The sequence below is a fragment of the Marinomonas polaris DSM 16579 genome (assembly GCF_900129155.1).
Lineage (GTDB): Bacteria > Pseudomonadota > Gammaproteobacteria > Pseudomonadales > Marinomonadaceae > Marinomonas > Marinomonas polaris.
Genome location: NZ_FQVF01000004.1, coordinates 152,003 through 165,305 on the forward strand (window position 1 = coordinate 152,003; position 13,303 = coordinate 165,305).

General features: G+C 42.1%; 9 protein-coding genes. 5 read left to right on the forward strand and 4 right to left on the reverse strand.

Features of this window, described 5'->3' with window-relative positions; all coding sequences use genetic code 11:
- Positions 1-71: 71 nt before the first annotated feature.
- Positions 72-1,148: an alkene reductase gene (locus BUA59_RS04600; RefSeq protein ID WP_072838552.1), complete on the reverse strand. Its 1,077-nt coding sequence runs from the start codon at positions 1,146-1,148 to the stop codon at positions 72-74.
- A gap of 231 nt (positions 1,149-1,379) precedes the next feature.
- On the opposite strand from BUA59_RS04600, the gene gss reads away from it, so the two are divergent.
- The 5 genes from gss (at position 1,380) to BUA59_RS04625 (ending at position 8,778) form a co-directional block, all read left to right on the forward strand.
- Positions 1,380-3,281 (forward strand): bifunctional glutathionylspermidine amidase/synthase, encoded by a 1,902-nt coding sequence (gene gss / locus BUA59_RS04605; RefSeq protein ID WP_072838553.1) that lies wholly within the window; start codon positions 1,380-1,382, stop codon positions 3,279-3,281.
- Between the two features lie 64 nt (positions 3,282-3,345).
- Complete coding sequence (locus tag BUA59_RS04610) at positions 3,346-4,020, forward strand: aspartate/glutamate racemase family protein (protein WP_072838554.1); 675 nt, start codon at positions 3,346-3,348, stop codon at positions 4,018-4,020.
- A gap of 183 nt (positions 4,021-4,203) precedes the next feature.
- Positions 4,204-4,857 carry a TetR/AcrR family transcriptional regulator gene (locus BUA59_RS04615; protein WP_072838555.1) on the forward strand — a complete coding sequence of 218 codons (654 nt, stop codon included), beginning with the start codon at positions 4,204-4,206 and terminating at the stop codon, positions 4,855-4,857.
- Positions 4,858-4,870: 13 nt separating this feature from the next.
- On the forward strand, positions 4,871-7,276 hold the full coding sequence (locus BUA59_RS04620) for a glycoside hydrolase family 3 C-terminal domain-containing protein (RefSeq protein ID WP_072838556.1): 2,406 nt from the start codon (positions 4,871-4,873) through the stop codon (positions 7,274-7,276).
- A 101-nt stretch (positions 7,277-7,377) separates the two neighbouring features.
- The gene (locus BUA59_RS04625; RefSeq protein ID WP_072838557.1) at positions 7,378-8,778 is read left to right on the forward strand and encodes an MFS transporter; all 1,401 of its coding nucleotides are present in this window, start codon (positions 7,378-7,380) and stop codon (positions 8,776-8,778) included.
- Between the two features lie 406 nt (positions 8,779-9,184).
- On the opposite strand, the gene BUA59_RS04630 is transcribed toward BUA59_RS04625, so the two are convergent.
- From BUA59_RS04630 to BUA59_RS04640, 3 genes are all read right to left on the reverse strand, one after another.
- Positions 9,185-10,165, reverse strand: a complete 981-nt coding sequence (locus BUA59_RS04630; protein WP_072838558.1) for a carbohydrate porin — start codon at positions 10,163-10,165, stop codon at positions 9,185-9,187.
- 405 nt (positions 10,166-10,570) lie between these two features.
- Complete coding sequence (locus BUA59_RS04635) at positions 10,571-12,241, reverse strand: GGDEF domain-containing protein (protein ID WP_072838559.1); 1,671 nt, start codon at positions 12,239-12,241, stop codon at positions 10,571-10,573.
- A gap of 175 nt (positions 12,242-12,416) precedes the next feature.
- A complete protein-coding gene (locus BUA59_RS04640) occupies positions 12,417-13,205 on the reverse strand; it encodes an AraC family transcriptional regulator (protein WP_072838560.1) in 789 nt (262 codons plus the stop codon).
- Between the last annotated feature and the right edge of the window lie 98 nt (positions 13,206-13,303).

The following is a 13,303-nucleotide window of genomic DNA, read 5'->3' on the forward strand; positions in this document are numbered from 1 at the left end:
TTGAGCCATCAGAAACAAAAACGCCAAGGCAAATGCCTTGGCGTTTTTGTTGGCTACATCAAGTTGACATATTACGCCGTCATAAACGGATAATCGGTATAACCTTCTTTACCAGACGTATAGAAAGTGTCTGGGTTAGGTTCGTTTAATTCCGCTCCAGCTTGAACACGTTCAACAAAGTCTGGGTTAGCAAGAATGCCTTTGCCAAACGCCACACTGTCTGCTTGATTACTCTCAATAACCTGATTGGCTTCTTCAGGGGAATAGCCCATATTGACCATTAAATGGCCTTTATAAGATTCACGCGCCGCGCTTACAACGTCAGCTTGTTGCAAACCAAAGAAATCCGCACGCATCAAATGTAAGTACGCCAAGTTAAATCGGTTTAGGTGTTCACTCAAAAAGCGCGTCCAAGCCACAGGGTCACTCTCTTTCATGCTCTGGAAGCTGTTAAGCGGCGATAAACGCAAGCCCACGCGCTCACTGCCCAATACTCCCGTTACCGCATCAAGTACTTCCATCAAAAAGCGCGAACGGTTCTCCAAAGAACCACCGTATTCATCAGTACGTTGATTTGAACTTTCACGCAAAAATTGATCGATCAAATAACCATTCGCACCATGAATTTCTACGCCATCAAAGCCGGCTTCTTTCGCGTTGATCGCGGCTTGGCGGAAGTCATTAACAATGCTTTTTATCTCATCAACCGTTAATGCACGAGGCACTGCGTATGGTTTTTTACCTTCTGGTGTATGGGTTTCACCATCGATAGCAATGGCGCTGGCAGAAACCGACTCTTTACCACCATTCAACAAAGGATGGGCTGCACGCCCGCCATGCCAAATTTGCATAAAGATACGACCGCCTTTTTCATGTACAGCGTTTGTCGTTAGTTTCCAGCCTTCGATTTGCTCTTGGGAGTAAATACCTGGGTCGTCACCAAACGTGGACGTACCTTCCGTTACCATGGTGCATTCCGTAATCAACAATCCGGTACTTGCTCGTTGAGCATAGTACTCGGCCATCAAAGCATTTGGTTGATGTCCAGGCGCTCGAGTACGTGTCAAAGGCGCCATGATAAAACGATTTGGCAATTCTATGCTTCCCAATTTTACCGGGCTGAACAGGTTTGTTTCTGTGCTTGTCATTATGAACTCCAGAATAAATTTCAATCTTGATATCAAGGATAAACACTACATATGGCAGTTATTTTAAAAAACAATCATATGCACTTTCTTTACTGAATATAGTTCAAAAAATAAGCGTTATCAGTGCTTGCAGCTGAACTTTTCAAGGTCTATATTGCGAGCACCAGACGATAGTTATGTCGCCTTTCTTTTACCCTTTAAAACACTTTCTGTGTGAGGTAAATCAACCTAATGACATCCGATTCCAATAGGCCAATGGCTCCTTTTGGCACCTTGTTAGGCATAGCGCCAGGCAATGTCCCTGTTTACTCTTCCGATTACGATTCCGCCGATGATAATGAATTACCTAACCGCCATGCTTATCGTAGCTATGTGGATGGTATTTTCATGGGTTACAAGTGGCAGTGCGTTGAGTTTGCCCGCCGCTGGCTGTATCTCAACAAAGGTTACATCTTTGATGACGTCGCTATGGCCTATGATATTTTTCGCCTCACCTCAGTACGCCTAATCGCCGACGAAAGCCGCTTGCCATTGAAATCGTTTCGTAATGGTTCGTTGCGTCATCCAGAAGTGGGCGCACTGCTAATTTGGAACGAAGGCGGTGAGTTTGAAGTCACCGGCCATGTGGCGATTGTCACCAAAGTGTTGCCAGATCGCTTGTACTTGGTCGAGCAAAACGTCGGTCATCAGGTATGGAAAGAAGGTCAAGACTATTCCCGCGTGTTAGACGCTAGAATCAGTGAAGATGGCGGCTATTGGCTACGTTGCTCCTATGGTGATGCTTCGGTTATGGGCTGGGTAATACAAACTGACGATGATTTACATGCTGAAAATATTGAACCTGAAAATCCAGCATTGTTTGATTTACAGATACGCCACGTGCCCAACAAAGGCCAAGCTTCTCGCGCTTGGTTAAATGTAGCAAATCCAGCAGAAGAAGCTTTTGTTGACATGATGGGTGGACACAAGCTCGCCAGCCGACAGGAAGACGACTACAAATACATGGTAATGACGGAAACCGCCGAACGTGAGCTAAAACGCGCAACCAATGAATTACACGCCTTATTTATGCACGCCACAGATTACGTGTTGCAAAACGATGATTTGCTCTCCAGTTTTAATATTCCACCTGCCTTGTGGCCTAAGATCCATCAATCTTGGGACAATCGCCGTAATCAGATGATCACTGGACGTTTTGATTTCAGTCTTTCCGCTCAAGGCATCAAGGTCTACGAATACAACTGCGATTCGGCGTCTTGCTACATGGAAGCGGGTATTATTCAAGAGAAATGGGCCAAGCATTATGGCGCGACAGAAGGTGAAGGTTCAGCGACAGAGTTAGTCGATGAATTGATCGAAGCATGGAAAAACAGTGATGTAAAAGGCGTGATTCACATCATGCAAGACACGGATCTAGAAGAGAATTATCACGCGCTTTTCATGAAACGTACTATGGAAAAAGCCGGACTGAATTGCAAAGTTATTAAAGGTGTTAGCAGCCTGTGTTGGGACAAAGACGGTGATGTAGTCGATGAAGATGGCGTAAAAATTCGTTGGGTATGGAAAACCTGGGCATGGGAAACCGCGCTTGATCAAATTCGTGCTGAATGTGACGACGACGAGCAACGCCTACGCGACTATCAAACCGATGTACTTCGCAGTGAAGCACCACGTTTAGTCGATGTTTTATTACGTAAAGACGTGATGGTCTATGAACCTCTTTGGACGCTTATTCCTAGTAATAAGGCGATCTTGCCCGTTTTATGGATGCTGTTCCCCGATCATCCGTATTTATTGGAATCGTCATTTGAGTTAAGTGATGAGCTAAAAACCAACGGTTACGTGAGCAAACCGATTGCTGGTCGCTGTGGTTTTAACATCAGCATGTACGATGGCGAAGATGCCTTAATGGAAGAAACTGCTGGTCGTTTTTCTCATCAAGATCAAATCTTCCAAGCTCTGTGGAAACTACCTGACATTGAAGGCTATCGTTCACAAGTCTGTACTTTTTCTGTAGCAGGACATTACGCAGGCAGTTGTTTGCGAGTGGATCCAACCTTGGTCATTACCAAAGACAGTGATTTAATGACCTTGCGCGTTATCGAAAACGACGATCTCATCGATAACAAATAATCCTAAACACACCAATACCTGTACCCCGTATTGGTGTGTCATGATCAACATTAAGAGACAATTTATGACGACTCAACCTCGTATTGCCTTGATTCATGCTTTAGAAGAATCCGTCATTCCAGCCCGTGAGACCTTCATTAAAGAATGGCCTGAAGCGTTTTGTTTTGACTTGTTGGATACCTCCCTGGCCATCGATTTAGCGAATGCCGGTAAACTCGATGACACTATGATGGAGCGCTTTAGCGAGTTGGCGGACTACGCGGCACGTACTACTGGTAAAGCAAATAAAACCGACGCTATTCTATTTACTTGCTCTGCCTTTGGCCCTGCCATTGATGCGGTTAAAAGTCAGCTAACAATACCGGTCTTGCGGCCAAATGAATCGGCTTTTGAAGAAGCTATTAAAATGGGTAATCGTATCGGTTTGATGGTTACGTTTGGCCCTTCTTTACCAGCGCTCAAAGCTGAATTAGAAACTATGGCTGAGTCACTGGGTAAAACCATTAATGTACTTCCTGTTTTGGTTGAAGGTGCTTTAACTGCATTAAAAAGTGGTGATGTGGATACTCACAATAGGCTTGCTGCCGAGGCCTGTTCCCAACTAAACGATATCGACGTGCTGGTGTTGGGACAGTTTTCTCTTGCTAAAGCTGCTCCTTTAATTCGAGAAAGACTTACTATTCCTGTACTAACCACACCAGAAAGCGCCGTGAAGGCCTTGCGAACATTGCTTGTCTAGTACCTTAAAAGCCAACTATTCCCCTATCTGTTACACACTAAAGTGATGTTCTTCAACGTCACTTTTTTGTTTTGATTTCATCCACTCCATTTTATTCAGTCCTTTTCCGCTATTAAAACCTTGACTCCATACTGCACGCCTTTTAGATTAGACAGCAACAAATATAACACGTGTAACATTTTTATGACTTCTAGAATGATCCATCAAACCGAAGCCACTCGGGACAAAATCATCAACATTGCCGAAGCACTTTTTATCGAAAACGGCTTTGCTGATACCCAAATGAAAGACATTGCGACGGCCACTGGCATGAGCCGTAATACCCTGTATCGCTACTATCAAGACAAGTACGATTTAGGTTTTGCCATTCTTGTGGTGGTTCTCACACGCAAGATCGGCGTTTATGAAGGCATCATAGGAAACATCAAAGCACGTCACTATTCCAGCATTCACGAAGGCCTTGGCGTATTAATGAATGCCTATTCAGACCTTCAATATGCTGACGACGACCGCTTCATTGCCGAATTTGATGGCTACTATGCTGGATCGCGCATACCAACCGAATTTCGTGACAAGTTGACTCAATTATTGCCCGACACAGTAAGCCAATCTCTTACTGACATTGTCGCATTAGGGCAAACCGAAGGCAGCATTCGAAACGATATTCCAGCCGCCTACTTAGCGGTAACACTATTCAATGCGGTCCCGACCTTTTTCCGCCGCATGCTTCTGCGCCGAGATGCCTTAATGGAAATCGAACAAGATGCCATTCCACAACTCACACCAGTGCTAATTCAATTACTACTCGATGGTATGAAACCGTCACCACAACTCTAGAAAGGATGAAACGATGAGTGATACAAAAATAAAACAACTCTTAGCCGAACTAACCCTAGAAGAAAAAGCCATGCTCTGTACAGGCAAGGATTTTTGGAACCTACATGGGATTGAACGTTTAAATTTACCATCCATCATGGTAACTGATGGCCCTCATGGCTTGCGAAAACAAGCAGGCGAAGGCGATCATGTCGGCCTAAACGCAGCGGTAAAAGCCACCTGCTTCCCAACCGCTTCTGGTCTTGCCGCATCTTGGAATACCAAACTTATTGAAGAAATGGGCGTAGCGCTTGGCAAAGAATGTCGCGCCGAAGATGTGTCTGTCTTACTTGGCCCAGGCACCAATATTAAGCGCAATCCACTAGGTGGTCGTAACTTCGAATACTTCTCTGAAGATCCATTACTTGCTGGCGATATGTCAGCGGCTTGGATCAAAGGTGTACAAAGCCAAGGTGTCGGCACTAGCTTAAAACACTACGCAGTGAATAATCACGAACATTGCCGTATGACTGTCGATGCTATCGTCGATCAAAGAACTCTACGCGAAATTTATCTACCGGCTTTTGAAAAAGCGGTTAAACAAACACAACCTTGGACTGTGATGTGTTCTTATAACAAGGTTAATGGCACATACGCGGCAGAGCACAAACAATTGCTCGACGATATTCTTGTTAAAGAATGGGGCTTTGAAGGCATTATCGTTACCGATTGGGGTGCAAATAACGACCGCGTTGAAGGCGTTAAAAACGGCCAGCATCTTGAGATGCCAAGCTCTGGTGACATGAACACCAAGAAGATCATTGCTGCAGTCGAGAACGGCCAGCTAACGATAGAAGCTTTAGACAAATCCGTCGCTCGCGTATTGGAACTGATTCTGAATTCACAAGCTTCCCTAGAAGCCAATACAGTTCAAGTAGACTTACAAGCTCACCATGAACTCGCAGCAAGAATCGCAGAAGAAACCTGCGTACTGTTGAAAAATGATGGTTTATTGCCCGTTTCCGCCGGCAAGAAAATCGCCGTCATTGGTGCTTTAGCCAACAGCACTCGTTACCAAGGCGCGGGCAGCTCTAAGATTAATCCATTCAAATTGGAACAGCCTCTCGACGAAATCAAAAAACAATTTGGTGCCGATAACGTTACTTACACTGCGGGTTATCACCTAAATGATACTGAAGATAGTGCCGAAATCGCCAAGGCGGTTGAACTCGCAAAACAAGCCGATGTGGTCTTTTTGTTTGCAGGCCTGACGCCAAAATATGAATCAGAAGGCTTTGATCGCCAGCACCTAAACCTGCCACAAGTTCAACTTGATCTTATTAATGCACTTGGCGAACAGCTCAGTAAAACCGTGGTTGTTTTACAAAATGGTGCACCCGTACTATTACCTTTCGTAGATAAAACTGCCGCCATACTGGAAGCCTATTTAGGCGGCCAAGCAGGCGCATCTGCTGTTGCTAAAGTACTTTCTGGTGAGGTAAACCCAAGCGGGAAATTAGCAGAAACCTTCCCTGCGAGTTTAGACGATGTGCCAAGCCAACCGTATTTCCCAGGTACCACTAAGCAAGTTCAATACCGTGAGGCTATTTGGGTAGGCTATCGCTATTTCGATACCACCAACACTGAGACACTCTTCCCATTCGGCCATGGTTTGTCTTACACAAACTTCACTTATTATCATTTGAAATTGCTAAGCGGTGATAAAACGCAATTTAATGAAAGCGATTCCATCAAGCTGAAAATTACCATTACTAATACTGGCGATAGAGCCGGAGCAGAAGTTGTACAGTGCTATGTGGGACAAAAATCTCCGTCACAACCTCGTCCAGCAAAAGAGCTTAAAGCCTTTGAGAAAATCTTTTTAGAGCCAGGTGAGAGCAAAGAGGTTATGTTCAAACTGGATTATCGAGCCTTCGCTTATTGGCATAAAGAAAAAGCGGCTTGGATTGCCGAAAGGGGTGACTATCAAATTCATATTGGCTCTTCTGTTAATGACATTCGAGATACCGCGACAATCGCCTTAGAGACAGGCATCGTGGCCGAGCAACCAAATTTCGCTTTGGCTACGTATTTTGATCCCGCTAAACGCGACTTCAACGACGCAGCTTTTAGTGCTTTATTGGGTTACGACATTCCAACACCAACACCAATTACTCCTTACACGGTGAATTCGACCTTGGGCGACATTACCAACGAGCCACTAGGAAAACCTCTTTTCGATGACATGCTATCTGTGTTTACACAAATGATGGGTGGAGATCAAAACGACTCAGCAGCAGAAGCAGATCGTCTGATGGCGGAATCTATGGTGGCCGATATGCCATTACGTAATTTACCTGTATTCAACAGCCAGCAATATTCTGAAGGTCAGATTTTGCAACTTATTGCCTCGCTAAATAACAAGGAAACAGCAAACTAAAAGACAGCTTTTAGGCACTGTTATAAATACCGTCATTACGTTCTTCATCGATGTGTAATGACGGTCTTAAGTTGATAAACAATAAAAATAACGAGGCAATCATGTCCAACACAAACTATGAAACTAGTCGTCATGAACGATTAAGCTATTACACGTTTTTCACCGGTCAAAACATTATTTTTATGTTTGTAACTATCTTCATTAGTATTTACTACACCTCTGTACTCGGCTTATCAGCTGGCACAGTGGGTGTAATCTTTCTTTTGGCCAGAGTATGGGATGCAGTGAATGATCCAATACTTTCAATTATGGTAGAACGAAGCCGCTTCAAAGGCGGTAAATTCAAGCCTTGGGTGAACGCCATCGCTTGGGGCGTTCCTATTGCTACTGTCTTGATATTTGCCTTTGGCGATTACCTTTCCGAGCAAACAATGTGGCTTCGCGTCACTTACGCCTTCATAACTTATGTTGGCTGGGGGATGTTATATACCGTATCTGATGCGCCAGCTTACGCCATAGGTTCAGTGATGACACAAAATAAAGATGAGCGGAATGTCATCTATTCTTTTGTGCGTTTCGGTGGTTTTGTAGGCATGGTAATCGCTATGGTTAGTGCTCCTTGGCTGGTCGAAAAACTAGGTGGAAAATGGACGTTAGCGGCAGTCATTATGTGCATCACTGCTATGATTTTGATGTTAACCATACGTACAGTAAAAGAACGCCATGTAGTAGAACAAGAAGTCCCCACCCTTAAACAAATATTGGGCACAGTCACCGGCAACAAGTACTTATTAATGTTTATCCTCGCCTTTGTCTTTATTGGTGGATCAAACGTTGCTTTCACCTTAATGCCTTACATAGCGCGCGATGTCTTTAATGACTCTTCTCTTTCCAGCTTATTCCTGTTCGCTATGATTGGCCCAGCCATGCTGGCCTCACCGTTAGTACCGATTGGCATTCGTAAGGTTGGTAAAATCGCCACTTTTGCCTGGGTTTCTGCCGCCTTGGCTATCTTGTCAGTGATTACATGGATACTTGGCTACGAACATATCGAGCTATTTATTGCCTTAACCATGATTAAAGCCATTGCCCTTGGCGTCACGCTGATTATGCCAAGCATTTTCATTGCCGATTGTATTGAGTATGGCTATATACTCTCAGGCAAGCGCTTAGAAGCAGTCACCTTTGCTACCCAAACTTTCGCCAATAAAGCCACCACTGCGTTGGGTGGTGCCATTGCTATGGGATATCTCGCTATGGTGGGATTTGTTCAATCAACTGGTGGAGCTGTCGTTCAGCAACCACCACAGGTCATTCAAGGAATGTGGGACGCTCTCAACTTAGGTAACGCTATTGGGGCAACGACAGGCCTAGCCATCTTTTTATACAGCTATAAGCTAACAGATCAAGTTCTGGCAAACCTTAAACCAGATAACTTATCCGTAGCTGGTCTCTCTGCTAATAAAACGAGCCAAAACGAATCCATCATTATCGCTAAATAACAGCAACCTCTCAAAAGGCACCATGAGTTTGTTTATTTGAGCCGTGGTGTCATTCATTATATTAAAGAAAATTAAATTCCAGACAGCTGATTATATAGCCCGCGTTCAGCAAAAAAGCTCTCTAAATGTCAATCCTCAACAGAGCATGCCTAATAGAATAATGAGGTCATTTTCTTGTACATCTTCAGAAAAATAGATTTGGCTAAAGTGAGTTATACTTCTATACGGGGAAAAGATAAGGAAATAAAAAAGGAAGTAACACAAGTTAAGAACAATACCGCCAGAAAAGGGAGTAACCAACGATATCGCTCTTGTTTTCAACTATGTCTTATCTGTCAACAGTTTAAAGATCAATATCACCAGAAAAGGGAATAACTAGCGATATTGCTCTTTTTATAACTATTTATTAGAAACCATAGTTAAAGCGAACTCGTGCCGCGGTTGTTTTATCATTTGCGCCTGCTGCTACGTCATCAGCAGTCGAATATGAACCAGCAAATGTCACCGTTGCATTTTCAATATCTAATAACGGAACAGTATAGGCAATATAGGTTGTTAACATAGATGGATCATTACCCGTCTTATTATCAACATTTGATCCAATTACGCCCAAACCAAAGTTTCCATAAACCATGTTTGCGACGAATGAGGATATCTTTTTGTCTGTAACGTCATCTTTACTGAAAGCAGCAGAAACGTTTACGTTTGCAGCAGCAACATCAAAATTTGCAGTAACGGCATAACCAGTAAGGTCAACATTAGTGCCACCTACTTCATCATACTTAACACTCTCAAAACCGGCTGTAATTGTCGCTGCACTCGTAACAAAAGTTACTGAAGGGCGAACACCTGATATAGCTTTGGTCTTATCTCCATCACCAGTGCTAGTGCCATCACCATCGCCATCACTGTACAAAGTATCAACTTCAAATTTTAGTGCATCATTAGCGTTATAATGGAAGGCTATTTGACCGCCGCCATCGCCAATACGACCACGTACTTTATTGGCCTGATAAACATAATCATCGCTAACATGAACAATCAAAGTATCTTTCGCCAATGGAAATAAGTTGATTGCTTCAAAACGGCCAAGCTGGAAGTCCCATGTGCTATTACCTAGTTGGATAAAAGCATCATCAACTGTTGCCTCTCCATCAGTATTCAATAGCACAGTACCTTTACCAGCAAAGAAGTTATCACCCGCAGTATGCTTACTATATGCATTCAATTCAACACGACCATTCTGGTCATAAGTTGTATCGCCAGTCTCTTTATCAACAGCGTCTGTGTTTAACTCGAAATTGGCGTCAAATATAGGAGCGGCATGAGCGGCGCTAACAGATAGGATGCTGCTAACAATAGCAGTAGCTAGGATAGTTTTTTTCATGATTTTCAGACCTAATTTTATGTTGTTTTTATAATAAATAGAGCATTAACAAAAAACGTGTGTTTTCGTAATCAATAATACATTTCGGTAACTTTATTACAACAAAACAACATCAAGAATTATTCTTATTTTTTACTTAATTTTTTAAGATTGAAAAATCATAATTTAAACGATTGATTTATAATGATTTATATAGTCAAGTAAGATATGCAAAATTATTAAAATTAGCCATATTAAGTAAAAAATACTGAAAAAAATGGCATTATGTTTTTTAATTACATGATTATGAAATATAAAAAAACACGCCGTAGCTACCAAGCCGATCTGACACCTAACGTAAATCGTCCACCAAAAACATTGCTAACACATCATTTCTCGCGCAAAAAAAATCATTGAGTAACGCCATTAGCGATTATTAAACTTAACCGCATACATTGCGTTATCCGCTCTGTGTAATAGGCTTTCTAATGTGTCATTGTCTTCTACCAATGCATTACCCACACTAAATTGAATCGTAATATTTTGCTCCTTAATCTTGATAACAAGTGATTCACGGTCGCCCTGTAGTTGCTCAGATATAGTTACTAGGTCTTGATCACTATTTTGCTTTACGAGTATCAAGAACTCATCACCACCCCAGCGAGCCACTTCACCCTTATCTCCTACAACATTGGTTAAGTAGGTAGCAATTTCCTGTAATACTAGATCCCCTGCAGCGTGCCCATATAAATCATTAACTAACTTAAAACGATTCACATCTACATTAATTAGACCGAACGAATGGTGACTTTTCTGCCAACGCTGCATATATTCGGTCATATGCACTTCAAAGCCTCTGCGATTATATAGCTCAGTCAAAGGATCAAGCTTAGCAAGGCGACTCAATGCCTCTGTTCGCTCAGCAACTTTATTCTCAAGCTCAAGCTGATACTCCAAGAGAGATGTCGACATCTTCTGATAATGGGAAACCAGTTTTTTTATTTCTAGGCCAGCAAAATGGCCTAATTTTGGCGCTCGATATTGTTTTTTATCCAATGACCCAATAGAAAGGTCCAACTCAGACAATGGCCTTGTCACAATCAATGTGAGCAATAGATAGAACACGATTAAAGCGCATACAAGGCTAATGAAAAACACGACAAGCAACCCTGAAAACTCTGTCAGAGGAAGGAAACCATTGATATCAATAAAATTCACCTGAAACCAATCGATTTCAGGAATGTAAACAACACTCGCGAGTTGGCGAACACCATCTTTATACACAGGAGAGGTTTTGACATGATTAGGCGCTTCTTTTGCCATTTCCAAGGTTTGCTTTAACTGCATGCGAGATTGCTCATCATCCAGCAGCTGAAAAACTAAACTCTTATCTTCGGATTGTTTCGTTAAAGAAGAATAATCAATTAATTCTTCTCTCTGATAAAGTTGAATAGAGCCTTCATTATTAGTAAAAACAATGGCTGAATAAATATCTTGTTTTTCAACCATTTGGCGTAAGAATCCTGAAAGATCTAAGCCTGTCCCCACCACTCCCAAAACGTCATCACCATCACGAATTAAGACATCACTCCAAAGCTTAATAACCCCTAATTCTACATCTGGATTTACATTCAAATGTAGATTGAGCTTTTTCGCCATGATTTGGTAAAACCATGAATCATCAGGATTAGATTCGTGAAGTGTATACCGATAAGGATCAAGATTAGATGCTTCCTTACCATCACTATAATAATAGTGCTCATTCCCTTTTAAGGCGATGAAGTAAGATTTATCCGAAAAGCGATGTCGAAATGCTTCTGTGTCATAAAGTGCGTGCTGTTTTAAAGCGTCATTAAATGGATGTTTAGCCCACTCTTTTAACGATTCAAGCTCAGCAAACTCTTTAGATAATTTCACTTCTTGAATCAGTGGTAATAAAGTTCGTACTTTATCATATTGAACCTGTTTCTCGGCATAACGCTCAACCCAGCTAACAATAATATCTTCGGCCAAAACTCGCATTGAAAGCCAAGAAAAAAAACCTGTGAGCAACAAAATTAGAGTAGTCGATATTAAAAAGCGCGACTTAATAGCCATGTCAACAAGATTCCATATAATTAAAACAAAAACTGACAAGAACACTTACTACACTAGCAAGAAATGCGCCTATGAATTATAGCTGGCACATAAGACACTATTATCCATCAAAAAATAAGAGCACTTTTGTAACAAAAAAATATAAGCTGACCTATTTTATAAAGTGAAACAATAACTATTTACTACGCTTGTGTGTTGGCGAAAAACCTATAATTTTGCGATAAGCTCGCGAGAACGAAGAAGCATTAGAAAACCCATATTTTTCCGCAAGCATGGCAATGGGAATCGACGATGTCATAATTAGTTGATGTGCTTGTTGCAGTTTACGCGTCAAAATATATTTTTGTGGGCTCATACCAAACTGCTTTTGACACACTACATAAAAATGGCTTTCACTCATATTGAAATAATGCGCAAGCCATTCATTACTAAAAGTCTGATCAGGCTTACTATCAATCAAACCGTTGAGAATCACTAAGTCTAATCGTTGATGGGCAACACTTCTCCATGCGCTGTCTTGCTCACTGACGATATCGGTCACTTGCAGCAGCACCATAGGCAACATCTGCGTGCTAACTCGACGCCTTACTTGTTCAGATGCATGCTGTAATTGCTTAGCGGTAAATTCAAGACAGCCAATCAATTCAACAGGTAACTGGGAAAAGAATGACGCTGAAGATAATAAAATATCCAGAGAAGAACCTGAACTTTCTGCAATGTAAGTCATTAAAGGATCTTGGCAATGCATATCTACTACCAGCAGCTCGCAATCCTTAGTCTGCCCCGAAAATAAGTGCGGAATGTTATTCGGTGCTAACGCAAAATGCCCACGCCCCAACGCTCCCGAAGATTGAGGCAATTCACATGTCATTTTTCCTTTCCATCCGATCAGGATTTGAGAAAAATCATGCAGATGCTCACCTTGCTGTGTCGAGATCAAATTGTGACGAATTTCACTGTTCATAGCACTACAGCTTACCTTAAATATCATAACGACTATATTTATAGCAGCTCCCTATGGCACTGCATAGCTTTGGTATTAATCGTCATAGTTTTGGACAA

Bases quoted from the DNA above. Each gene is read 5' to 3' on its own strand.
- BUA59_RS04600 (WP_072838552.1), bottom strand. From the start codon at position 1,148: ATGACAAGCACAGAAACAAACCTGTTCAGCCCGGTAAAATTGGGAAGC.
- gss (WP_072838553.1), top strand. From the start codon at position 1,380: ATGACATCCGATTCCAATAGGCCAATGGCTCCTTTTGGCACCTTGTTA.
- BUA59_RS04610 (WP_072838554.1), top strand. From the start codon at position 3,346: ATGACGACTCAACCTCGTATTGCCTTGATTCATGCTTTAGAAGAATCC.
- BUA59_RS04615 (WP_072838555.1), top strand. From the start codon at position 4,204: ATGACTTCTAGAATGATCCATCAAACCGAAGCCACTCGGGACAAAATC.
- BUA59_RS04620 (WP_072838556.1), top strand. From the start codon at position 4,871: ATGAGTGATACAAAAATAAAACAACTCTTAGCCGAACTAACCCTAGAA.
- BUA59_RS04625 (WP_072838557.1), top strand. From the start codon at position 7,378: ATGTCCAACACAAACTATGAAACTAGTCGTCATGAACGATTAAGCTAT.
- BUA59_RS04630 (WP_072838558.1), bottom strand. From the start codon at position 10,165: ATGAAAAAAACTATCCTAGCTACTGCTATTGTTAGCAGCATCCTATCT.
- BUA59_RS04635 (WP_072838559.1), bottom strand. From the start codon at position 12,241: ATGGCTATTAAGTCGCGCTTTTTAATATCGACTACTCTAATTTTGTTG.
- BUA59_RS04640 (WP_072838560.1), bottom strand. From the start codon at position 13,205: ATGAACAGTGAAATTCGTCACAATTTGATCTCGACACAGCAAGGTGAG.